18 protein-coding genes and 1 riboswitch are annotated in these 23,203 nt (G+C 48.9%); of the genes, 3 read left to right on the top strand and 15 right to left on the bottom strand.

The genetic code is table 11. The annotated features are described in order from the left end of the window. Window positions 1–2: 2 nt before the first annotated feature. The 7 genes from SPTER_RS01325 to SPTER_RS01295 form a co-directional block, all read right to left on the bottom strand. Window positions 3–1,298, bottom strand: a complete 1,296-nt coding sequence (locus SPTER_RS01325; RefSeq protein WP_144348711.1) for an acetyl-CoA hydrolase/transferase family protein — start codon at window positions 1,296–1,298, stop codon at window positions 3–5. Then, a complete protein-coding gene (locus SPTER_RS01320) occupies window positions 1,267–1,608 on the bottom strand; it encodes a hypothetical protein (protein ID WP_144348710.1) in 342 nt (113 codons plus the stop codon). The genes SPTER_RS01325 and SPTER_RS01320 overlap by 32 nt, the downstream gene beginning before the upstream one ends. Further along, window positions 1,595–1,876: a NifU family protein gene (locus tag SPTER_RS01315; RefSeq protein WP_144348709.1), complete on the bottom strand. Its 282-nt coding sequence runs from the start codon at window positions 1,874–1,876 to the stop codon at window positions 1,595–1,597. The genes SPTER_RS01320 and SPTER_RS01315 overlap by 14 nt, the downstream gene beginning before the upstream one ends. Beyond that, the gene (locus tag SPTER_RS01310; protein ID WP_144348708.1) at window positions 1,876–3,330 is read right to left on the bottom strand and encodes a 4-hydroxyphenylacetate 3-hydroxylase family protein; all 1,455 of its coding nucleotides are present in this window, start codon (window positions 3,328–3,330) and stop codon (window positions 1,876–1,878) included. Before SPTER_RS01310 ends, SPTER_RS01315 begins: the two co-directional genes overlap by 1 nt. A gap of 41 nt (window positions 3,331–3,371) precedes the next feature. Next, window positions 3,372–4,784: a hypothetical protein gene (locus SPTER_RS01305; protein ID WP_144348707.1), complete on the bottom strand. Its 1,413-nt coding sequence runs from the start codon at window positions 4,782–4,784 to the stop codon at window positions 3,372–3,374. Window positions 4,785–5,079: 295 nt separating this feature from the next. Next, on the bottom strand, window positions 5,080–6,495 hold the full coding sequence (locus tag SPTER_RS01300) for a sigma-54 interaction domain-containing protein (RefSeq protein ID WP_144348706.1): 1,416 nt from the start codon (window positions 6,493–6,495) through the stop codon (window positions 5,080–5,082). A 153-nt stretch (window positions 6,496–6,648) separates the two neighbouring features. Further along, complete coding sequence (locus SPTER_RS01295; protein ID WP_144348705.1) at window positions 6,649–7,584, bottom strand: hypothetical protein; 936 nt, start codon at window positions 7,582–7,584, stop codon at window positions 6,649–6,651. 251 nt (window positions 7,585–7,835) lie between these two features. On the opposite strand from SPTER_RS01295, the gene SPTER_RS01290 reads away from it, so the two are divergent. From SPTER_RS01290 to SPTER_RS01280, 3 genes are all read left to right on the top strand, one after another. Further along, window positions 7,836–9,563: an ABC transporter ATP-binding protein gene (locus SPTER_RS01290; protein WP_144348704.1), complete on the top strand. Its 1,728-nt coding sequence runs from the start codon at window positions 7,836–7,838 to the stop codon at window positions 9,561–9,563. Window positions 9,564–9,596: 33 nt separating this feature from the next. Next, window positions 9,597–10,373, top strand: coding sequence for an ABC transporter ATP-binding protein (locus SPTER_RS01285; protein ID WP_144348703.1), 777 nt, complete (start codon window positions 9,597–9,599; stop codon window positions 10,371–10,373). 159 nt (window positions 10,374–10,532) lie between these two features. Beyond that, on the top strand, window positions 10,533–11,135 hold the full coding sequence (locus SPTER_RS01280; protein WP_246105437.1) for a TetR/AcrR family transcriptional regulator: 603 nt from the start codon (window positions 10,533–10,535) through the stop codon (window positions 11,133–11,135). Between the two features lie 51 nt (window positions 11,136–11,186). On the opposite strand, the gene SPTER_RS01275 is transcribed toward SPTER_RS01280, so the two are convergent. The 8 genes from SPTER_RS01275 to SPTER_RS01240 all read right to left on the bottom strand — a co-directional run bounded on the left by SPTER_RS01275 (window position 11,187) and on the right by SPTER_RS01240 (window position 23,023). Further along, a complete protein-coding gene (locus SPTER_RS01275) occupies window positions 11,187–11,957 on the bottom strand; it encodes an amino acid ABC transporter ATP-binding protein (protein ID WP_144348701.1) in 771 nt (256 codons plus the stop codon). A gap of 14 nt (window positions 11,958–11,971) precedes the next feature. Then, window positions 11,972–14,305: a hypothetical protein gene (locus tag SPTER_RS01270; RefSeq protein WP_144348700.1), complete on the bottom strand. Its 2,334-nt coding sequence runs from the start codon at window positions 14,303–14,305 to the stop codon at window positions 11,972–11,974. A gap of 281 nt (window positions 14,306–14,586) precedes the next feature. Then, window positions 14,587–16,386, bottom strand: a complete 1,800-nt coding sequence (locus SPTER_RS01265) for a diguanylate cyclase domain-containing protein (RefSeq protein WP_170233093.1) — start codon at window positions 16,384–16,386, stop codon at window positions 14,587–14,589. Between the two features lie 535 nt (window positions 16,387–16,921). Then, window positions 16,922–17,614, bottom strand: coding sequence for an LrgB family protein (locus SPTER_RS01260; protein WP_144348698.1), 693 nt, complete (start codon window positions 17,612–17,614; stop codon window positions 16,922–16,924). Window positions 17,615–17,619: 5 nt separating this feature from the next. Then, entirely contained in the window at window positions 17,620–17,979 is a 360-nt protein-coding gene (locus SPTER_RS01255; protein ID WP_144348697.1) for a CidA/LrgA family protein, read from the bottom strand. Between the two features lie 259 nt (window positions 17,980–18,238). Continuing rightward, window positions 18,239–19,570 carry an SGNH/GDSL hydrolase family protein gene (locus tag SPTER_RS01250; protein WP_170233092.1) on the bottom strand — a complete coding sequence of 444 codons (1,332 nt, stop codon included), beginning with the start codon at window positions 19,568–19,570 and terminating at the stop codon, window positions 18,239–18,241. 147 nt (window positions 19,571–19,717) lie between these two features. Further along, window positions 19,718–21,751, bottom strand: a complete 2,034-nt coding sequence (locus SPTER_RS01245; protein ID WP_144348695.1) for a methyl-accepting chemotaxis protein — start codon at window positions 21,749–21,751, stop codon at window positions 19,718–19,720. A 115-nt stretch (window positions 21,752–21,866) separates the two neighbouring features. Beyond that, a riboswitch (cyclic di-GMP riboswitch) is annotated at window positions 21,867–21,956 on the bottom strand. An 11-nt stretch (window positions 21,957–21,967) separates the two neighbouring features. Then, window positions 21,968–23,023, bottom strand: a complete 1,056-nt coding sequence (locus tag SPTER_RS01240) for an HD-GYP domain-containing protein (protein ID WP_144348694.1) — start codon at window positions 23,021–23,023, stop codon at window positions 21,968–21,970. Window positions 23,024–23,203 lie beyond the last annotated feature (180 nt).

Raw genomic sequence — 23,203 nt, 5'->3', positions numbered from 1 at the left:
GATTAAATGAGACCTCTGGCTGCGGCAGCTGACGTTAGACTGCTGCGGAAATCGGGATGACTGATAGCAATCAGGGCCTGAGCCCGTTCTCTGAGGGTTTTGCCGCGCAACTCAGCCACACCGTATTCGGTGACAACATAATGTACGTCATTGCGTGAGGTGGTTACCGCAGCGCCCCGGTCGAGTTCACTGGCAATCCGGGATATTTTTCCGCCGGCGGCAGTTGAGGGCAAGGCAATAATAGACCGGCCCTGGAGCGAGCAGCTGGCGCCCCGGATAAAATCAACCTGTCCGCCCACCCCGCTGAACTGTCGGGAGCCAATCATCTCGGCATTGACCTGGCCCATCAGGTCCACCTGTAAGGCAGAGTTAATCGAAATCATGCTGTCATGCTGACCAATAATGTAGGGATCGTTAATATAATCTACCGAGTGCAGCTCCACTGCCGGGTTATTATCGACAAAGTCGTATAGTTTTCTGGTCCCCATCAGGAAAGCAGCCATAAATTTACCGGTGTTAATGGTTTTTTTCCGGTTGGTAATGACCCCGGCTTCAGCCAGCACCACCACTCCGTCCGAGAACATCTCCGAATGGATACCAAGATCTTTTTTATTGGTCAGAAAAAGCAGCACCGCATCCGGAATAGCGCCAATCCCCAGCTGCAGGGTGGCACCGTCGGGAATTAGCCGGGCCACATTCTCGCCGATGGCCTTTTCCACATCGCCAATTTTCGGCGGCGGCAGCTCAATCAGCGGCGCATCCTGCTCCACAATCAGATTAATGGCATCTAAATGAATCCGGGCACCGCCGGTGCGCGGCACATTTTTGTTTAGCTGGGCAATGACCAGCCGGGCACTCTCGGCGGCCGGCTTAGTATAATCGGCCGACACACCATAGCTGCAATACCCGTCGGCATCAGGCGGTGCTACCTGAATCAAAGCTACATCTACCGGTAAAATGCCGTCGCGGAAAAGCCGGGGAATCTCAGAGAAAAAGCAAGGGGTAAAGTCGGCCCGCCTTTCTTCCACCGCTTTTCTGGTTGTACCACCGACAAACAGGGCATTATGCCGAAAACTTTTCTCCATGCCCGGCTGCGCATATTTAGCCGGCCCCATGGCCACCATATGCACAATTTCAACATTGTTTAGTTCCGGGGCCCGGGCCACCAGGGCTTCGACCAGCGCCCCCGGCTCCCCGCAGGCATGGCCGGTAACCACCCGGTCTCCTGATTGAATATTTTCTAATGCCTGTCCGGCTGCGACAATTTTATTCTGATACCTGTCTCTCCAGTTGTTCATAGAAACTCCTCACCTTCGTCACAATTTCAGTGACCAGATCCCCTGCTGCCACCACCGCGGTATCGATCGTCGCCGCCGCAACTACCGTAGCCGGAGCTGTGCCGCAGGTATACTTTAACGCACAGTTGGCCGTACAGCCGCTTAAATAGATGATATAGTCAACCGCGGTTGAATTAATTGCAACCCGGCAGCCGTCTGCCTCCAGGGCAGCCTGTATCCCGGCCGCAATTTTCCCCCGGTCAATCCGGGGGTTGCAGCCGCCGCAGAAGACAATACCAATATACCGATCATTCCTGTCAGGTTTTGTCATGGCGCAGTAGCCGGAGCGCTTCCTGAATCAGACCATCGCTCACCTGATGCACCGGAATAACTCCCTCTATCTCCGGGCAGGCTTCCTTACAGGCTGCTTCAACCACCTCAGCAATGGTTTGCCGGGCCCCGGGGCAGTTTGCACATGCCCCGGTAAGCCTTACCTTTACAAACCCGTCGGTTGTTATATTCACAATCTCAATATCCCCGCCGTGGGCAGCCAGTACCGGCCGCACCCTGGCTGCAATTGCCTGTTGCAGTGCCTGCATTATTTTTGCACAATTCCGGCGATGGATTTTGCCAGTTCTTTTTTCTGTTCCAGATTTCCCTGGCGGGCAATCATGATCCGCTGAGCCTGCGGCGAACCGGCGCCATGCATTGATTCTGTCCGGTAGCCGACGGCGGCCGTACCCAGGGTGATGTTTTCAATCAGGCGCAGGATACGCATGCGGTTCTCGGTGGATACGCCGGCAACCCCGCGGAAATACTTCTCAACCACCTTGCCGATTTCCGGACTGCGCAGGTCCTTTTCCGATGGCATGGTCACCATCAGGCCGCCGGCAATATCTTCCGCCAGGCGGGCAATCTCATAGGGGAAACGGGTAACATTCTGTTTGCAGACATTGGCCAGTAACAGATCAATGATATAATTGCCGGAAGCTGTTTTATGGCCTTCAGCCGAACAGGCAATGCCGCAGGCATACAGGGTTTCGTTCAAATGCATCATCTCAATCAGCTTGTCTTTGACATGCGAGGCTTTGTTGGCCCCATTATAATCGGCAGCCAGCGCGGCAGCACCGATGAGGACGTCACCAACCCCAACCTTACAACCGCCATAACTCTGGCGGTGATAGCCCGCAAACCGTTCTACCAGAGCGCCGCTGAATTCAAACTCCCCGCACATAAAGACATTGTCCCAGGGGATGAATACATGATCAAAAACCATCAGGGCTTCATGGCCGCCAAACTGCTTGTTGCCTACATCAATGTCGCCGCCTTCCAGTTTGCGGGTATCGCAGGACTGCCGGCCGTAAATATAGAATATTCCCTGGGCATCGGCCGGAGCACAGAAGGAAACAGCATAATCAACATCGTCTTTACCCATGGCGATAGTGGGCATAACTAATATCCAGTGAGAGTTAATCGCGCCGGTTTGATGGGCCTTGGCCCCGGAAACGATAATGCCGTCTGCTCGTTTTTCAACAATGTGCACAAATAAATCAGGATCAACCTGCTTGCTTGGCGACAGGCTCCGGTCCCCTTTGGGATCGGTCATGGCCCCATCCACCGTCCAGTCTTCCTCCTGCATTTGCAGCAGAAATTTATTAAAACGTTCATGGTAATTGCTACCTAATTTTTGATCCATTTCAAAAGTAACACTGTCAACAGCGTTGATCGCATCCATCCCCACGCAACGCTGAAAACAGGCGGCTGTTTTTTGGCCCAGCAGCCGCTGCATCTTTACCTTTTTCACCAGATCATCGCTGCTTTGGTGCAAATGACAGAAGCGGTTAACTTTCTTACCGGTTAGATGGGAAGTAGCCGTCATAAGCTCCTCGTACTGCGGGTCCTGAGCCAGTTCATAGGTCATTTTCACTGAATTCATTGATGGTCTGATGATTGGATGATCAACCGGTTTTTCTACAAGCTCTCCCTGCAGGTAAACCTTAAAATTCAATTTCCGTAAACTTTCTTCATACTGAGCAGCTGTTTTTAAAGCCATTGTTAAATCCTCCTAAAATTAATTATTTGTGGCATTACTGCCTATTCACCCTCAGACCGTTTGTTAAATACCGGGTCTTTGGTTGTATCATAAGTGGACCAGTCGCGAATGAAGTCCTTGCCATAAATCAGCAGGCACAGCACAACACCAACGCCAAAGGCATAAGCGGCACCGCGGGAAATCAGCACTGAGCCAACAATACCGGCAACCCCCAGGTCATTAAAGGTGCGGGCCTTCAATACCCCTACCCGGATCGCCACATAACCCTGGACCAGCATGGTGAGTGACAGGGAAATCGGCAGAATCGGCTTAACCAGGGTAACGATCGGCATCAAAAAGTAGCTGGCGAAGGTTCCCAGTCGGAAGGACGCTACCCCGCCGAACAAACTGTCCATTGCTTCCCGGCCATGTTTGTACCGTTCACAGGTTACCACCTGCATGGCCGCCCAGAGCGGGCCGCACATCGATAAATCCGGCCCCAGCATTGACATGCTGATATTACGGATACCGCAGATAATGTTATTGCGATTGGCATCATAATGCACATTTTCATCCCCGTGACGGAACTCCCGGGCTTCGTCAATCAGGGCTTCGGCCTGAATCAGCTCACCGAACAGGACAACATAGGTGGCTGCCACCAGCGGAAACGCACTTAAGTACAGGCTGAGCGGGGGCCAGCCGATATTGGCGGCAAAAGGTGTCCACTCTGTGAACAGTGTATAAAACTGCGGCACTGTAATGCCCCAGGTAATAGTGGGCCAGGGCAGCTCTCCCACCAGTGGTGCAACGATGATGGCCAGCACCAGCGAGGGCATTAAGCCTAAATCGGAAAGGTATTTAAAGAATACATGTTTATTGCGTAAGGTTTTGAAATGATTGGAAAACAAAATGTAAAAAGCAAAGCCAATGGCGATGGTAATTGTCCAGGGATAAGCGTCAAACCGTCCCCCTGTTTCAAAAACCAGCCGGACAGCCGCCACACCGGCCCCGATTAAAATCCCCGCCTTCAGCGCATCAGGGACAATATCGACAAACTTCTTCGCCAGTCCGGTTGCTCCCAGCAGCAGGGCAAAAATACCCAGCTCCATTTCAAAAGCAATCAGCGCATGCATCCTGGCAACCCCCTCCGGGAAGGTTTTGAGCCACAGCAGCAGCAGGGGCACCGCCGGGGTAATCCAGCCCGGGATAACCGGATCGCCCAGGTGAGCATGCCATAAATAGAAGAATCCGTTTAAAATAACAACAGTAATGGCAATCTCAAAGGGCATCCCCAGATATTCCTGCAATACCGGAATGATACCCAGGCACACTGCGCACATGAGCAGACCCTGAATAAAATCCGGTATTTCAAACCGGTAATGAATAAAGGGAAATCGTAACTGAAACGGACCAAGCGGGATATAAGGCTGAACCTCACCGAATTTACGTTGATACCTTGGACCTAACCAGCTCATAGCTTACCTCCTCAACCTATTTTACAGAGAAAATAATGTACCTGAATTAGCACCACTCTGCGCTTGTAACCCCAACCTCCTTTGCATTGAGCTTTTAATGCCAGCACTCACTTTATATTGCAGGATTCATGCCAAGAGATCGAAAAGCAGCATTATTCCCATTTTTCCTATATATTCGACTGTTGCGACATATTCAGGCACTATTGCAAAAATGCAACAAAAAAGCCTGTTAATAGCATTCATTTCTTTAACAGGCTGGTTTGTGCATCATTGCATCTATTGCATTTTTGCAACATTATTTTTTTTCCAGGCCATATCGGACCGCCTTGCGAAAGACGGTCGTTCTGTCAATCCCCAGTACCTCAGCCACCTTTTGCCAGGACCGGTATTCTTTGTAGCATTCGGTAAGCAGGTAGGCCTCGGTTTGGGCGACAGCCTCCTTGAGTTTTGTCCCCTTTTTGGGCAGAAAATTTTTGTTCCAGATGGTTTCCGGCACCAGATCCGCAGTAAGCGCTTCCCCGGCGGCGGTTACCATCATCCGCTCAATTACGTTCTCCAGTTCGCGGACATTGCCGGGCCAGCTGTATTCCACCAGCTTGTCAATCACTTCCGGCAAAATCCGCTTATTGTAGCCAAAATGCTTATTGAACTTTTCGATAAAGTGCATGATCAGCAACGGTACATCTTCTTTGCGTTCCCGCAGCGGCGGCAGGTTGATCGGTACAACCATCAGCCGGTAATACAAATCCTCCCGGAAGGTTCCATGCTGGATCATTTTGGCGATATCCCGGTGGGTTGCGGCAATAATCCGGGCATTAACCGTAATGGACCGGGTACTCCCCACGCGCATAATCTCTTTTTCCTGAATCGCCCGTAACAGTTTTACCTGTAATAAGAGCGGCAGATCCCCCACCTCATCCAGAAACAGTGTCCCGTTATGAGCCAGCTCAAACAGGCCGGGCTTCCCTTCTTTTTTGGCACCTGTAAACGCCCCGCCCTCATACCCGAACAATTCCGACTCCAGCAGTTGTTCCGGAATGGCAGCACAATTTATTTTTATAAAAGGACGGGCAGTGGTTTTGCCATGTTTGTGAATCAGCTTGGCGATTAACTCTTTACCGGTACCGGACTCGCCGGTAATCAGCACATTGGAATCCACATCGGCAATTTTCATGGACAGCTCGATAACCCTTGCCATCTTAGGGCTCCGGGTAACCATTTCATGATTTTGAATATGCATGGCCCGCAAATGGGATAATTCTGTTTTGTATTTCAGGGTTTGCGCTTTTGTTTTAAGGAGCTGGTTTTGCAGTTGGACTAATTCGGTAATGTCGCGTACATTGGTCACAACCCGGAATAATTTGCCCTGCTCATCAAACAGGGGTGTGCCTGTGACTAAAATCTTACGGTCTTTTTTTACTGTCTGATTAATAGTAATTGTTGTGCGTTTTTCGATAACATGCAAAGTCACTGATTCGTCAAAATAGCCTGCTTCCACCAGACATTTCATATTCTTACCCATAATTTCACTGGCCTTAATGCCTGTAATCCGCTCATAAGCATCATTTAAGCGCAATACAACACCATCACCGTCGGTAATAAACATACCATCATAGGAAGATCTGATGATTGCTCCTAATTCTTTAAGCAGTTCTTTGCTGGAATCCAACTCGCTGGGTGCTTGCTTGGCATCTTCGCTGCCACGGCCCATTCACATTCCTCCAGTCCTCATCAATATAATCATTATTTTCAGTTTTTCGATATTATTCGACATTTACCTGCATAGGTTAATAAATTCGTTCGGCCCGATACGAAAAACAGCTGCACCCGGCTATGCGGATGCAGCTGCAGGTAACAAACTACACTACTGAAACTCAGCTTCTGCCTTTTTTCTGTATTCATCTACTTCCGGGGTTAAGGTAAAGTCATTTTTCTGTAAAACTGTCAGGTATTCCTGCATCAGCTTAGAGAACGCCCCATTGTCAGCATTAAATTCAGTTTCAAGATATGCTTTTTTGGCTGCCGGCATCATTTTCCTGTCTTCATAGCCAAATAGCGGTGTATTATTTGCGCCATAGAGCGTAAAGGCAAGGTAACGTTTAAGCAGTTGTCTGACATCTTCACTTTTGGCAGAGTTGCCATATTCTTTGATAAATTGTTCTTGCTTAAGGGACCGCCGTAAAATTTCCTGCCAGCCAATGACGAGAGCAGCATCCTTAATCGGTGTTTGGCCTGATTCCACAGCCATGAGATCAAGATAGGCAGTCATGTCCGGCGTTACCTTTTGCCGGTACTGCTTATACAAAGAATAGTCGATTACCGGAAAAAAGAAGCCCTCTGCCGTTTCAATTTTGTATCCATTGTTTTTAGTAGAAATTAACAGGTCTCTTACCGTTTTTTCCTTGATCTCATTAAGATAATTGTCGGTTAATTCACCGGCGTAATCCTTCGCCAGTGTTTTCTGGACAACATCCTCCTCGGCGTACTTATCCTGTAGTTTAAGCAGATTACGCTGTTGATTTTTTTCAAGAGCCATCAGCATCACCGACAGGCCGGACGGAGAAACAGCGTTTAGATTGGCATTGATAAATGCGCTGATTTCCTCCGCCCTGACATTATTTTTGCTGGTTAGTTTATCAAACTCAGCCATAACCGCCTTCTCGCGGCTGGCTCCGTTCTCGGCCGGAGCTTGCTGTGCCTGCTCCGGTAACGGCCCGGGGCCGCTGGCGCAGCCGGCAAAAAAACTCAGCAGCAGCAGCAAAGTGACAGTTGTAAATGCCTTACGCTTGCATTTAGTCATTGTTATCCCCTTTTCAACATAATTCTCTATAGACTTAAACGTGCAGCCGGTGAAAAAGTAACGTTAGCGATTCATTTTTGTATTGACCAAATTTGGCAGTACGGTTATAATCTTATTGATAATTGTTTTCAGTATATATATTTTTTTATTATTTGACTGACTGTTGTCAGTCAAATAATAAAGCCAATTTTCTAGTTCGCGGCATAACAGCCGGAAAACCACGCCGTCAACGCAAAGGGAGAGACATGCTTATGAGATGTATTGTGCGTTTACTCTATGAAGCCAAAAAATATTATTGGCAGCTGGCCGGGGCAGTAATCGGCATTGTCGGCTATACAGCCATTAACCTTATCGGCCCCAGTTTAATTAGCCGGCTTATTGACCTACTGACAGGGGATTTCAGTAAAGCCGATATCGCTACCGTCCGGCACCTGGCCTTCCTGCTGGCAGGAACCTATCTGATCAGGGCCGTTTTCCGCCTGGCCAGTGATTATTGGGCCCATTACGCTGCCTGGAATATTGTTGCGGAAATGCGGGTTAAAGTGTATAACCACTTGCAAACATTATCCCTGCGTTTTTACAGCGATAAACAAACAGGCCAGATTATGAGTCAGGTACTGAATGACACCGCCCAGTTCGAACTGCTTATTGCCCATGCTATTCCCAACATCCTGAGCAGCGTTCTCATTGTGCTCGGGGTCGCCATACTCTTGCTGCTGATCAATCCCTGGCTGGCGCTGTTAACCTTCGCGCCTGTTCCGTTAATGGTAGTCTTCAGCCTCTATTATACTAAAAGAATTTATCCTGCCTATAGCGACCACCAGGCCCGGCTAGGAGACATGAATGCCGTATTGCAGGATAACCTCTCCGGTTTAAAAGAAATCCAGCTGTTCGGCAGGCAGGCCTGCGCTTCCCGCTTATTCAGCAATCAAACCTATCAATGGCGGGACGCAGTTATGAGGGTCGTCTGGCTGGGCGGGCTCTATCATCCGACAGTGGAAAGCATTTTATCCATAGGCACAGTCATTGTGGTTGGCTTTGGCGGTATTATGGCGTTGGATGGTCTGCTGAGTATTGGCGATATTGTCCGGTTCTTACTATACCTAAGCCTCTTTTATGCTCCGATCGCCACCCTGGTTGCCTCCGTCGACAACCTCCTGCAGGCTGCCGTTGGCGCCAAGCGTGTTTTTTCCCTGCTGGACGCAGTACCTGATATCCAGGATAAACAGGATGCTATTAACCTGGCGACAACCTCAGGCCATCTGGCCTTTCATAATGTAACCTTTTGTTATGACCAGCGCTCGCCGGTATTGGATAATGTTACCTTTGACATACCGGCAGGCAGCATGGTGGCGCTTGTCGGCCCGACAGGTGTAGGTAAAACTACGCTGGCTGCACTGCTTACCCGCTTCTATGACCCGGAAGCAGGCAAGGTTACTATAGACGGTACCGATTTACGCCATATTTCACTGGCCTCGCTGCGTGATCAGATCAGCGTTGTGCCCCAGGATGTTTTCCTGTTTAATGATTCCATCGCCGGAAATATTGCCTATGGCAAACAGGCGGCAACCCGGGCTGACATTATCCGGGCTGCTAAACAAGCCTACATTCACGATTTTATTATCTCGCTTCCCAAAGGCTACGATACACTAATTGGTGAACGGGGCGTGCTTTTATCGGGTGGGCAAAAACAACGCCTGGCTATTGCCAGGGCCTTGCTCCGTGACACACCAATCCTGATCCTCGACGAAGCAACCGCCTCCGTCGACCTGGAAGCGGAAACAAAAATTCAACAGGCAATCCAGCAGTTGGCCGGCAACCGTACGTTGGTGGTTATCGCCCATCGCCTGTCCACAGTCCGCCGGGCCGATAAAATTATCGTCCTCGAAAATGCCCGGATTGTGGAGCAGGGCCGCCATGACGAATTACTGGCAGCCAACGGCCTCTATGCCCGCTTGTGCGCCTCCCAGATAGCCTAGCCTCATACAAAAACATAAACCAGGAGGGACAGCATGGATTTGTCACTAAAAAACATCGGTGTGACCTTAGACAATAAAAAAATTATCAGCGAGGTTTCAGTTGATGCCAAAATGGGGGAATTTATTGGTATTATCGGCCCCAACGGCAGCGGCAAATCGACCCTGCTGCGCACCATCTACCGGGTTATAAAACCTGACTGCGGGGCAATTCTCCTTGATGGCCGGGATCTGAGGCAAATCAAGCTGGCAGATTCAGCTAAAAAAACGGCGGTAGTCAGCCAATTTAATCAGCTGGACTTCGATCTCAGCGTTTGGGAAATGGTTATTATCGGCCGCACACCTCATAAAGGCTTCCTGGGGACAGATAATGCCGAAGATTATGAAATTGCGTTAACGGCCATGCGTAAGGTCGGTATGGCCAACTATGCCGACCGCCGTTTTGCCACCCTCTCCGGCGGGGAAAAGCAACGCATCCTATTAGCCAGGGCTCTGGCCCAGCAGCCGCAGCTACTGGTGCTGGATGAACCAACAAACCATCTGGACATTAAATATCAGCTGCAACTGCTGTCAATCGTAAAGTCACTGGGTATCGGCGTACTGGCCGCTTTGCATGATCTTAGCCTGGCAGCCATGTACTGTGATAAATTGTATGTCATGAAAGCCGGCTCGCTTGTGGCTTACGGACCGCCAAATAAAATTATTACCTCCCAATTGATCCGCGCTGTGTATGAAATCGATTGCACAGTGCAGGAAAATGCCGCTACCGGCTATTTGGCCATTGCTTATCATCCCTGTCATTGTTCCGCTTAAAACTAGTATAATAGCGAATCTGAATAAGTTTTTGTGGCCGGCCGCATTGACAACATAATTGTTTTAATTTACAATTTATACTGACATCAGTCAGTATAAGCGAGGTGTTTTCCGATTGCCAGGATTTCCAAGGATCCCCAGGTGCGCCAGGCTGAGTTAATGGATACAGCCCTGGAGTTATTTCTGTCTTCAGGTTATGAAAAAACTACCGTCCAGGATATCGTCAAAAAAGTGAGTGTGGCCCAGGGCACTTTTTATTACTACTTTGCATCAAAAGACGCCCTCCTTGAAGCCATCTTTGCCCGCTATGCCAAAAATATGGTCACTCACATTCAGTCTTGTCATCTTGACAACGTAACCGTCCTGGAAAAATTACAATTACTTATCAGCCATTTCTATAAACTGTGCTACGATGGTGAACCGGGCCTGATTGCTGCTGTTTTATACCGGGAAAAGCAAGGTGAATTGATCAATAAACTCTGGCGTCAGCTGCAGATTATTGCGGCTCCGCTTTTTAGAAGCATCCTGGAACAGGGTAATCAGGAGGGTGTAACCCATGTGATGCATGTGGATGAAACCCTTGCTTTTTTTGCCGGTATTATTGCCGCCTTACTGGAAGCCAGTTCTCCCGCAGAATTCGAACATGAGTCAGATCCGGCAATCATCAAGAATAAACTGGAGATTGCCGAGAAACTAATAGCCACGCTATTTGGGACACCGCCAGGCAGTATTCATCTGGAAATACCAACAGTTGAGGAATAAAAAGCACCAAGAACTGTGAATGCGAACAGTTCTATGGTGCTTTTTACTTTGTCACTCTGCCTTGCCGGCCAGGCTCTGGGCACTGGTATTCATCTGATATTCAATAAGTTCTTTATATTTTTTACCAATATCTGATACAGGCTTAACAAATACCTGCGCCGGCGCACCTACCTCAACAATGGACCCTTGATCCATCAGGACAATTTCATCGGCAACACGCAGGGCAAACGGCAGTTCGTGCGTTACAACAAGCATTGTGCTCGCGCGATAGCGGGCCAGCTCCTCCATAACAATTAATACCTCGCGCACCAGAATAGGGTCCAGGGATGCGGTCGGCTCATCCCAGAGCATAAGCTCCGGTTCGTAAGCCAGGGCTCTGGCAATGCCCACCCGCTGCTGCTGCCCGCCGGACAGCTCACTCGGCTTATGGCCTAAATGCTGCTCAAGCCCAACCTTGTCCAGGGCCTCAACGGCTTTCGCTCTTGCCAATTCTTTATCCATACCGCTCATGACCAGGCCGAGCATGACATTCTCGGCTGTTGTTAAGCGACCGATAAGATTAAAGTGCTGAAATACAAAGCCGATACGCTTACGAATATCGCGCAGTTCGTCAGGCTGCATAGACAGGATATTGGCCCCATTCAGAATGATGGAACCGCGGTCAGGTTCCACCAGACGGTTTATCGCCCGGATCGTGGTGGATTTTCCACAGCCTGACGGTCCCATGAGTACCACTGTTTTGCCTTTATTTACAGTAAGGCTGAGATCATTAACCGCTATCAGATTGCCAAACTGTTTATAGAGATTATGTATAGCAAGCATGCCCATCGCTCCGCTTATTTAAATTTCATTTTCCGCCGGTTAAGTTGTTGGAGAAGGCCGGGGCGGCCATTGGGGATGACAATCTCCCGCATAACTTCATCAAAGGACAGACCCAGCGCTTCGCCTGCGGTTACTTCATCAACAGCAACCGGACTGATCTTTTCTGTATTATTGGCAACAAGCAGCCCAAACAAGGCCCCGAGCAGCGGTACACCAAGCCAGGGCAGATAGGGAATGCCGCCGCCAGCCAAAATAAACATACTGGTAAGCAGGGTGGCGCCGACCGCCATGCCGTACAGGCACTCGGGGGCAGTCAGGGTATTTTTTAAGCAGTGAAAAAACCGGCGCCAGCCTTTGGCCTGCACGGTATTCGCTGATCGTTGGCGGCGGATGACAGACATGACGGCTGTATGATCAAGTACCAGGAATAAAACAGCGGCTATAAGCGCGATCATGCCGGCAAGTATGGCTTTGACCTGCATCAATATTGTCATCACCTCCGCCCGGGGATCAGGCTCGACAATCCCCAGCTCAGACTGATATAAAGAAAGATTATTATGACCCACTTCCCGATAAATAACCGGGGAAACAAAATCCGGACTGACATTGCCGTTCGTCAGGATCTGAATGCGCTGACTGGGACTCACCTGCCCGGAAATGACCTGATCGAGAAGTTTTATGGAACGGCTAATCTCATCATCCCGCAAATTAGGGACCGCTGTTCCCAATACCTGTAACTGGGCCGCAATCAGGGGGGTGTCAAACTGCTGAACCTGAGCCAGATGGGTACTGGCGTTACTAAGGGTCTGGCGGGCACTATCCACGTCAAAGGCCCGCAGAGTGGCTACAGTGCTGCGGCCATCGGCAACTATATTATCAATTGCCGTGCGGGCCTGCCGGGCATTGGCGGCTACATTATCCAGTTCGATTAAGCCGGCCCGCAGATTATTTAGGTTTTGCTGGGTATTTGTTAACTCATTGATTGAGGTGGCAATATCAGGACTTATCACCTTAATTACTTGAAATGTCCCGACAAGTCCGCCCAGAGCCCGCGAGGAATTATCCAGCTGGGCCTGAATGCCGCTGGTATTAATGTTAGCCAAACCGCTGGTAGCCGCCTGAATAGTGGCACCGGCGCCCTCCAGACCCGACAGGGTCTGATCAATAGCGCCAAGACTGCTGCCATAGTTGTTAAGAGCACTGCTGGCGACAGCGGTCATTTGTTCAGCATCCTGAGCAAACCCGGGAATCTGTCCGACAAGCTTGGCGGTTTCCGTAAGGGCATTCCCTAACTGTTGTCGCGGATTATGAATCGACGCTGTACCGGCCGGGCCCCCCACCGTATTGTTGATAACTACATATCCCTGTTTATTAGTCATCTGGCTACCATCGCCCTGCGTAATCATCCCTTTTGCCAAACCGTCGCCGCCAACCTCTGTTACCTGGACTAGAACATGGCCTGACTCCGGTGTGCCTGCGGCTGCCGGCTCATTGGCAGCCGTCCCCTGAAAAGCAATCATATCACCGGGAGTAAAGGTAACGCCCGCAGCCGGTGTAACTGCAACCTGGGTAATATAAGCGGCAAGAAAACGCTTTAGTTCCAGCATGGTACTTACCAAATAGACCATTTCATTGTTATTGGTGTCCGCAGCTACGCTCTCGGCAAAACCAACTGCTTGGTCGTTGCGGATGCCTTCGGCAATTTGCTCACCCAGTCTGATCGGATTATCCGGTTCACTGCCGACAGGAAAGGCAATCTCAATCAGCTGATATTGCTTAAGCAGCTTCTCAACCTCATCGTTAACATAAGCTGATTTGTCAAGTGTGGAAATAATTACTGTCACTGAACCGCCATCGCGAAAGGCAAATAACACCCCATCTATGGGCATGATCTGGTCAATAACAGTATTTCTGGCACCCTCCGGCACACCTTTAACGGTAACGCGCGGTTCGGTCATAATACTAATGCCGGAACGGCCGGGAACACTGCCAAAGGTATTACTCAGCGCCTCATAGGTTGGCTTTGTCTTATATTCAGCCGGCAGCCCGACAAAAAAACTGGTTAAGCCGGTTAGGGTCGGCCCCTCCTTTAATTGAGCGCCGGGATAGACCTGGCCTAACACTTTTTCAATTTGCGCCCGTCCCTCCGCTTTCATTTCTTCGCGTACATTGATAATCACGTCAAATTCACCATAATCGCCAACCAGGGTCGAAATTGTTTCGGAAAAGTAAGAGTTGGCCGCCATTGATACTAAGCTGGCTAAGAAAGCCCCGATAGCCACACTGATAATAATAAGCAGTATCAGATCCCGGTTAAAGGAATTGGCAATGAAGGTACGTACGAGCATTTTGCGAATATGTGCCAGGGTATATACCTCCTTCTAACATTCCCATATGTCCTCCTCATATAATTCCATGCTGGCCAGCCATTCATACAGTCTTTCCGGGTGCAGCGTGTAAATTGAGGAAAAAGGTTAGAAAAAGCACGATTGACCGCCAGGGCAGTTCAATCGTGTTTTGTTCAGATTTTTCCCTAAGGGACAAGCGGGGTACCATTTTATCGCCAGTAAAGCTCAGGGCAGCTTGGTGATGTTTTACATCACAGTGATCCACTTGACACCCCGCGGGCTTACAAACAGCCATGAACGAAACAGACCTGATTCCGGCCATTTCTTTTCGAGTGATACATCGCAATGTCAGCACTCCTGATGAGATCAGCAATATCCATGCCGTCATCAGGGAACATACTGACTCCAATACTCGCGGAGACGAATACTTCATGATTCCTGATCATAAACGGTTGTCTGCAGACGACTAGCAGTCTTAGGGCCAGCTGCTCAACTTCTGCTTTTGTTCTAATCTGAGGGAGAATAATAACAAACTCGTCCCCGCCGACCCGTGAGACCGTATCTCCTTCCCGGACATTACTCACGATCCGGTTAGCCAGTTGCTGAAGCAGCTCATCCCCTGCATCATGGCCGTAGGTATCGTTAACAGGCTTAAAATTATCCAGATCTAAAAAAATTACGGCAATCTGTTCAGCTGACCTTTTCGCCCGGGCAATAGCAATCGACAGTCTGTCATCCAACAGACGCCGGTTAGGCAGTCCTGTCAGATGATCATGATACGCATACTGCTGGACCTGCTCCTCACTCCGCTTTTGTCCGGTTATATCAGATACTACAATGGCCAAATATCCCTGTTTCGGGCTATAAATCGAGAGGCGCAGCCACTTTAAACACTGTTTTGAATAATGTTCCAGCAACGTCGCCTCACCGTGCTGCAAAACCCTGTGTAAAATGAACAGCCATTCCGGATTCTCGGCGGTAGTAAATGGTAAAACATCAGTTATCTTGTGATCAAGGATTTCTGCTTTCGGTTGGCCAATAATCTCGGCATAACCTTCGTTTACATCAAGAATAACAAAATCCGGCAAGGCGCCGTCCAGTCCGGGGGTGGCCTGAAGAAACAAAAAGCCATTTATCATATGTTTGAACAATAAAAGATAGTTTTCTTCACTTTCTTTAAGTTTAGCCTCCATTTGTTTATGGGCCGTGATATCCAGTATGCTGCCTACTAACCCCTTTGACCCGTCTCCAGTAGTAAACACGGCATTATTAAAAATAACATTCCGTACCGCGCCGGCCGCATCGAGGACCACACATTCACAGGTGTGAGGCCGGCGGCCAGGTTCCGGTTCCGGTTCCGGTACCTGCTCCTCCGCCGAGTAACACATTGGTAAAATTTCGCTTGCAGTTTTGCCCACAATCTCGGCCTTAGACAACCCGGTTAAGTCAGTAAAGGCTTTATTACAGCCAAGATAGCGGCCATTTTGATCTTTATAAAAAATCGGGTTGGGGATAGCCTCCATCAAGGTATCTTTAAAGTTCATTGCGGTTTTAGAGCGCAGCACCTGATAACAAAGATGAGTAATTATTGACGCGAGCTGCGAAAAAAATTCTATAATACTGGCTACGCTTTCTTGGGGTATTACCGGTACCTTGTGCAAAGCGGCCAGATATTCGTCCTCTTTAAAACCAAACCTCCGGGCCTGATTCCGGAAAAATTCTTCATCCGGCTTTTCCATGAAGAACTGGCCGACAAAAAGCGATGCTAAATGCCTGCCTTCAATGATAATCGGGCAGGCATAGTCGATCAGGCCATTTTCACACCGGTAGCCGGCAAACTGCCCGGCCAGCAGCTGCTGGTATATCCGCTGATCACTATCATGGCATCTTGCCGCGGTCTCAGGAAAAACACGGTGGAATTTCTGGCATATATCCTGCCAGCCACTGGCAATTAAAACCACAGAATGATTATCCAAAATTGCCGAAGGTATTCCGGTTACAGCATACATAGAATCAAGCAATTGCTGTAATTTCGCGATATCAACCAACTCCGGGAACTCCATAGCATGACTTCCTCTCATAGCAACTTTCCTCATCTTAACACTTAACAGTATTATAGATTATACAACTCTTTTCTTGCAAACTATATTCGCACCATTCTTGGCATTCTCTCAGAAAAGCGCCAACTTTGCTGGTTCAGAACTTTTTTTGATAAATGATTTTGTCGCATATATCGAAATAATTCTACGACAATAATATAATGCGCTTTTTGTAGCAGGTTTACTAAAAGGCAAATAACGGGAGTGGATTGCCAAGACACCAGCCGCCTCACTGACACACAGCCGCTGAATTTTGCCAATACCCCAACACAGCCACACTATCGCCCCTAAGCAAAAATCCGTTTTACTGGCTATTACACATAACACAGTAAAACGGATTTGCGGTATTAACCTTCCTCCCTGGCTTTCAGTTTGGCAATAATACTGAGTACATAAATAATTACCGATAAGTTAAGCAAACATAAAATCCACATCATAGGCATCCATCACACTCCGTTATGTTTTCGCTTCTATTGCTAGTATATATCATCAGTGTCAATTTTTTTGATGTTTTTTGTCAGCTATGCCACAATATGGAAATCAATATTGGTAACAAGGCTGATGTGATTATCGCCGACAAGGTCATACCGATGCCGGCCATCATTCCCTGCTGTTCACCCTCCATCAGAGCAGTTGCAGTCCCTTGTCCGTGGGCAGTCGTACCCATGGCCAGGCCACGAATGATTGGATTGGTAATTTTCAATAATGTTAACAGCGTTGGTCCGGCAATGGCTCCTAACGCGCCGGTCACGACCACAAAGGCGATCGCCATCTCCGGATCGCCGCCATTAACCGCTGCCACCTGGGCGGCAATGGGAGCGGTAACTGACTTGGAACCAATCGCAACAACGATATCCTTTGGCATCCCCAGCAGCCGGGTAATACCCATTGCCGTCAGCGAAGTCAACAGGGAAGCCAGGCAAACGCCCACAACCACTGTCACAAGATTTTTCTGCAAAACAGCCCGGTTGTTGTATAACGGCACTGCCAAAGCAACCGTGGCCGGCCCCAGTAGAATTGTCATAATCTCCTTCCCCGGCCGGTAAGCCGCATAAGGCAAATGCAGGGTAAACAGAACGGCCACAATGAATGCCGAGCTTATAATAACTACATTCAGCAAGGGGTTTTGGTAGCGCATAAACAGAAAACGGCTGAACAAATAGGCCGCGAAAGTCAGTATAATCAGTAACAATGTAGTTATATAGTCCATCTTCTTTATTCTCCCTTTTTCTCTTTTGGCCCGGTTATCCTAAAAACCAGAAATGCAATCAGCAAGCTCACTGCCATTGATCCAAACAATCCGATTCCATTAACGCAAAAGAAATCCCAGTAGTTCATCAGGCCTACGGTAATGGGTATAAAAAAGAACGCCATATGCTTAAGTAAAAAACCGGTGACCATTTGCAATTGCGCTGCCTTGACAATCCCCAGGCTTAATAAAGCAAATAAAATGGCTATACCTAAAACACTGCCCGGCAGCGGCAGGTGAAACCACTGAACGATGCTATCCCCCGTAAATGAAATTAACGACAGTACACACAATTGCCAGGTTATCGCTTTTAATTTTAGTGCCATCTTATGCCCACCTTTCTTGCCCTGTAAGAAAGTATAACTTTGGCAACATCGGCATCCGCTTTCGCTAAGGCTCGGCGCAAGCCGTGTTTCTTTATCAGAAGCTAAAGTAGTTGAATATTATTTTACCTACAGACAAACTATAAGTAAAATAGATAGTTTAGATATTCAGTATAACTAAAATAGATAGTATGCGAAAACAAATGCAAAACAGCCCCCACTTGATATGCTCCCTGTCAAGTAGAGGGCTGTTTTGCATTTATTAATAGCTGTCGCCAAAGGTTGCTCTCAGCCATTGGTCAACAGCCTGGCCGATGAGTGCCTTCCCCTGGCTGTCCGGATGCAATCCGTCAGTTGCATAGTGGCCGGGCATAACCCCTTCAGCGGTTGTGAACAGTGGCGCAATATCCACATAGTGGGCTTGGCCCCTGACCCATTCATTTACTTTATGCCACTCTTCCTGCCAGGTCTCACTGGTATCCTCATTAAAAGCGCGTTTTATCAGGGCCGGGTTTACGGGGGTGAGTGTCAGGAACACGGGCGTGATTTTATTCTCCCGGCACTTTTCCCCGATTTGGCTTAGATTGTTAATCACTTCTGCCGCCGGTGTTCCACCGCGAATATCATTAATCCCGCCCATAATAACAAGTATTGTCGGCCGGAAAGGCAATACATCTTCATCAAACCGGGCCAAAATAGTACTGGTTGTATCCCCGCTCCGGCCTAAATTTTTAACAGGCATATCAACATAGCTTGTCCAGTCATAAACCGGATCACTGGGGGGATTGGAAATCGCGCCGCCGCCATGGGTAACACTGTCACCCAGTGCAGCCACATTATTCCCCTCCCGTTGTACCGTAAAAGGCTGGGCCTCTGACCATGCTCCCACAGGCTGTCCCTTCGCGTCCAGAGCTATAACCCGCCACCAGTAGTCTCCGGCGACGGTAAACGCGTCAGTATCATAATAGTCAAAGGACGACGCCCCGTTTATCACATAACGCTGTTTGAGGGTGCCGGACTGGATTGGCCCGGAAAAAATCTGAACTTCATAGGCCTCTGCCCCCAACACCGGAATCCAGGCATAAACGGGATATAAAGGCAGTCTGGGCAAAGCCGCCAAATGGGCGGTAATATAGGGTGCAGCCGGGTCAATCTCTCCGGCTGTTAATTCCTGCAAGGCAGTAAACCCGGAAACCGGTTCCCGGTCTAGATTTAGAGCCCGGACTTGCCACCAAATTGTTTCTCCCTTAGGCAAGAGGGCTATATCCAGTTCAACACCGGGAGTATATATTTCCTTACGCACAATACCGTCAGTAAGATTGGCCGCCTCACTCATCCCGCCCTGTTCGTTGCTAAACACAATTTGGTAGGCTACTGCATCCGGAATCGGCTCCCACACCAGACGAATTTTCCCGCCTGCAAGCTCGCCGGCATGGGCTTCAGAGGTGCTGGGCTCGGAGAGCGCTGACTGCAGGCAAGGAGTCACTAGCACCAGACAGACTATAATACCGGCAGTTTTTAGGAGAAAAGCCCCCCTGTGCACCCACCAGGTATTATTGTGACGTAACCGTCGATTACTTTTAAAAAGTGTCATTGGAAGTACCTGCCTCACATATATTTCGGCATCCATCTGTACAGCACAAATTATAATAACCTTATCATAATCAGGTACATTTTAGCAGAGTGGATTACACCCTGTCAAATTTTTCAGGACACTGCAGGCTGGCAGAGCAGGCATATGTTACACAAGGAACTTTCTCACAGCTTCCTGCAGGTCTGTTGCCAGGTGGGCAAGGCTTTGACTGGCAGCGGCGATTTCCTCCATCGTTGCCGACTGCTCCTCGGTGGCCGCCGACACAACCTGAGCTTCTCCGGCGGCGGTTTTGCTCAGGTTGTCAATCCGCTTTACCGAGCCGACAATCTGCTGGCTGCCAAGTTTCATCTGCTCAATCGCGGTGGATATTTCTGTTACCTGCTCGGATACCTGGGTTACGAGCACCACGATTTCCTGAAAAGCCTGGCCGGCAGCATTGACCACCGCTGCTCCCAGTTTGACTTCGCGGGTACCGGCATCCATCGCCTGTACCGCTTTCCCGGTGTCCCCCTGAATGCCGCCAATCAAGGCGGCAATTTGCTCCGTAGCGGCCTGGGACTGCTCGGCCAGCTTGCGTACCTCTTCAGCCACAACGGCAAAGCCCCGTCCCTGCTCACCGGCCCGGGCCGCCTCAATAGCCGCATTAAGAGCCAACAAATTGGTCTGGCCGGCAATACCGGAAATAGTAGCAACAATCTGGCCAATCTCGCGTGACCGTTCCCCCAGCTCACTCACTACCTGGGCTGAATTATTGACAGTCTCTTCGATTTGCGTCATTTGATACACCGCTTTATCGACCGCAGCCTTGCCTTCATTGGCTTTACCGGCTGCCTGTGAGGATTGGCCGGCTACCCCATTGGCGGTTGCCGCCACCTGCTGAATGCTGGCGGACATTGCTTCAACCACTGCTGCCGTTTCATTTGCTGCCGCCAGTTGGTCTCCCGCCCCGGCTGCCACAGCCGTGATGGCGACCGCGACTTGAGTGGCAGCCAGTGCCGATTGGTCGGCACTGGCCGTCAGCTCTTCACTGGAAGCGGCTACCTGCTCAGACTGAGAGTGGACCCTGACGACAAGCGTACGCAGGTTTTCCCGCATCTCCCTGAAGCCTTTGGCCAATTGACCAATCTCATCTTCAGAAAAAATTTTAGCCTCCCGCTCCCGTAAATCCCCCTGCGCCAGCAGCAGGCATTCATCTCGAATCAGGGAAATAGGTTTGGCAATATATCTGGCAATTATAATAATACCGGCGGTAGCAATAACTATACATAAAACAGCAATAATCAGCATAGTCCTCGCCAGAGCATCGGTTGGCCTGGTAGCCTCGGCTTGCGGTGCTGCCACCATCATTACCCAGCGTTTACCGCCAGGCAGCTCGACCGGTGTGGAGACACTGATCCTCTCCACATTATCATTAAAGCGATATACCCCCCGGGCCTGCTGCCCTGACTGAACTGCCTCCTTAAACAAATTAATCAGACGATCATCAAGTTCGGGTTGCTGCAATTTAAGCTCGGGATTCACCTTCTTCTCTGCGATATTCAGTTTACCGGCAAGTTCAGGCCGTTTGGGATGGGCAATAATGATACCCGAATCATCACTAAGCTGACCATAACCGGTATCCAGAAACTGCAGGTCTTTAATCATGTCTGTCAGCCTTGCCATGGAAAATGTGCCGACAAGCACCCCGGTCAGACGGCCTTCCTGTGTAACCGGTACCGCCAGAACGACCGCCAGCTTCCCGGTTGCCTTGGATACCAAAGGATCGGAGACGACCGCTGCCTTTGTTGCCAATACCTTTTTAAAATAGTCGCGTTCACCATAGGTAGCCGCATCGCCGGTACCGGAAATACCGGCGCCATCGGGTAAGATAAAAATAACGGCATCAAAACTCTTAATCCGTGTTTGGAATTCTGCCAGCACCTGCCCAATCTGAGTCTTATCAGTCCCGGCACTCACCTGCTGAACACTGGCCAGACCCTCCAGCTGGGAAATCAGGAGGCTCATGTCGGCCTGCACCCGCCGGGCATAGTCAGTTCCCATTGACATAGCAGTTTCATCAATGCTTGCTGACAGTGATTTGTTGGAAAGATAATAACTAACTCCGGCTAATACACTTAGGGCTACTACCACAAGTGGCAGCAATACCAGCAATAGGCGTGATTGAATCTTTTTTATTTTCATTTTTACGTCTCCCTCTAAATTAATTTAATATTGTCAACAGCACATGAGCAACATGCTCAAATTAAAAAATCGTCATATGCCTGTTGCCAAGGCTGACGAATATTTCCGTTAGAACAATAGCAACCTGGCAGTCATAGAATGTCACCCATCCATTAGACCCATGGCTTTGCGTCCCTACCTTTCAGTAAGTTTGCCAATATTTTGTTGGGAACTGCATTATACGGCGTTTACTTCATCCAGAATGGTAACAACCTCAAGATTTTTTTCCCTGTCAAGATCAATTAAATCACCGCTTTCCAGTTGAACGACCGGCCTTAATTTTAACAGTCCGTTTAACAGCACTACCTTGGCCTTGCTGCCATCATTTAACAGCACCGAGCTGCCGATGAGAAAGCCACGGATGTGAGCCAGAAAGATCAGGCAGATCTGGGGATTAAGCTTATCATACATCTGATCTAGAATAACCTCCACGACGGTGAAGGGAAGCACTTTCTTCCTATACACCCGCTCGGTACTCATTGCATCATAAATATCGGCAATAGCAACAATTTTTGCGTAGGTATGGATCTTTTCCCGGGCTAAACCCAGCGGATAACCACTGCCGTCTTCCCGTTCATGATGCTGCAATATCCCCAGCTTTACTTCTTCCGTTATGTCAAAGCAGTCGTCCAGTAAATGATACCCGTGGGTAGGATGGGCTCTGACAACCGCCATCTCTTCCGGTGTAAGCTTGCCCGGCTTATCCAGTATGTCTTCAGGGATTAGAACCTTGCCGATATCGTGTAACAGTCCTGCTAAGATGATGTCTTTCAGATTTTTTTCGGTAAATCCCAGCCATTTGCCAATAATGCCGGCGATGATTGCCACATTAAGAGAATGTTTGAAGGTATATTCATTGTGGGCTTTAACATTATGCAAATCATCTATGACCCCGGTAATGTTGACCATCAGTTCAATGTAGTTTTCGACTAATTCCTTACACTCGGCAATTGGCACTTCTTTAAAAGCCCTGACTTTTTTAAAGGTTTCCTCTACTGATGCAAGGGTATCTTTATATATACTAAAAAACCGGCAATTTGACGATAAGCTTTTATTAGGCAACACAATACTAACCTGTGATATTTTCCAGTTGCTAAGATTGTCAATATAGTCCTCTGTCAAAAATACACCTTGTTCCAACAAAACTTGTCCTGTATCAGACAGAACCGGCTGCGCGACTATCATACCTGGCTTAAGTTCTTCTAGCCGTAATAAGTGTTGGTTCGGAAACATCTTATCCTCCGTTCAAATAAAATAGTACCTAACTAGTCACAACAGCCAGGTACTTAATTATTCCGAGTGAGTTTCAACCCGCCTATTGTAGATTTTCTGCTATTACAGCTATGTGGTAAAGCGGCATGCCCGGGAACAATCAAAATCCCGCATATTATTTCAAATTCATACATAATTCTA

The organism is Sporomusa termitida (assembly GCF_007641255.1).
Taxonomy (GTDB): Bacteria; Bacillota; Negativicutes; order Sporomusales; family Sporomusaceae; genus Sporomusa; species Sporomusa termitida.
Note: the sequence above shows the minus strand (reverse complement) of the source record. Positions and strands in the feature narration are given on the sequence as shown.

Excerpts from the sequence above, each read along its gene's own strand:
- SPTER_RS01325 (WP_144348711.1), bottom strand. The coding sequence starts at position 1,298 with ATGAACAACTGGAGAGACAGGTATCAGAATAAAATTGTCGCAGCCGGA.
- SPTER_RS01320 (WP_144348710.1), bottom strand. The coding sequence starts at position 1,608 with ATGACAAAACCTGACAGGAATGATCGGTATATTGGTATTGTCTTCTGC.
- SPTER_RS01315 (WP_144348709.1), bottom strand. The coding sequence starts at position 1,876 with ATGCAGGCACTGCAACAGGCAATTGCAGCCAGGGTGCGGCCGGTACTG.
- SPTER_RS01310 (WP_144348708.1), bottom strand. The coding sequence starts at position 3,330 with ATGGCTTTAAAAACAGCTGCTCAGTATGAAGAAAGTTTACGGAAATTG.
- SPTER_RS01305 (WP_144348707.1), bottom strand. The coding sequence starts at position 4,784 with ATGAGCTGGTTAGGTCCAAGGTATCAACGTAAATTCGGTGAGGTTCAG.
- SPTER_RS01300 (WP_144348706.1), bottom strand. The coding sequence starts at position 6,495 with ATGGGCCGTGGCAGCGAAGATGCCAAGCAAGCACCCAGCGAGTTGGAT.
- SPTER_RS01295 (WP_144348705.1), bottom strand. The coding sequence starts at position 7,584 with ATGACTAAATGCAAGCGTAAGGCATTTACAACTGTCACTTTGCTGCTG.
- SPTER_RS01290 (WP_144348704.1), top strand. The coding sequence starts at position 7,836 with ATGAGATGTATTGTGCGTTTACTCTATGAAGCCAAAAAATATTATTGG.
- SPTER_RS01285 (WP_144348703.1), top strand. The coding sequence starts at position 9,597 with ATGGATTTGTCACTAAAAAACATCGGTGTGACCTTAGACAATAAAAAA.
- SPTER_RS01280 (WP_246105437.1), top strand. The coding sequence starts at position 10,533 with ATGGATACAGCCCTGGAGTTATTTCTGTCTTCAGGTTATGAAAAAACT.
- SPTER_RS01275 (WP_144348701.1), bottom strand. The coding sequence starts at position 11,957 with ATGCTTGCTATACATAATCTCTATAAACAGTTTGGCAATCTGATAGCG.
- SPTER_RS01270 (WP_144348700.1), bottom strand. The coding sequence starts at position 14,305 with ATGCTCGTACGTACCTTCATTGCCAATTCCTTTAACCGGGATCTGATA.
- SPTER_RS01265 (WP_170233093.1), bottom strand. The coding sequence starts at position 16,386 with ATGAGAGGAAGTCATGCTATGGAGTTCCCGGAGTTGGTTGATATCGCG.
- SPTER_RS01260 (WP_144348698.1), bottom strand. The coding sequence starts at position 17,614 with ATGGACTATATAACTACATTGTTACTGATTATACTGACTTTCGCGGCC.
- SPTER_RS01255 (WP_144348697.1), bottom strand. The coding sequence starts at position 17,979 with ATGGCACTAAAATTAAAAGCGATAACCTGGCAATTGTGTGTACTGTCG.
- SPTER_RS01250 (WP_170233092.1), bottom strand. The coding sequence starts at position 19,570 with ATGACACTTTTTAAAAGTAATCGACGGTTACGTCACAATAATACCTGG.
- SPTER_RS01245 (WP_144348695.1), bottom strand. The coding sequence starts at position 21,751 with ATGAAAATAAAAAAGATTCAATCACGCCTATTGCTGGTATTGCTGCCA.
- SPTER_RS01240 (WP_144348694.1), bottom strand. The coding sequence starts at position 23,023 with ATGTTTCCGAACCAACACTTATTACGGCTAGAAGAACTTAAGCCAGGT.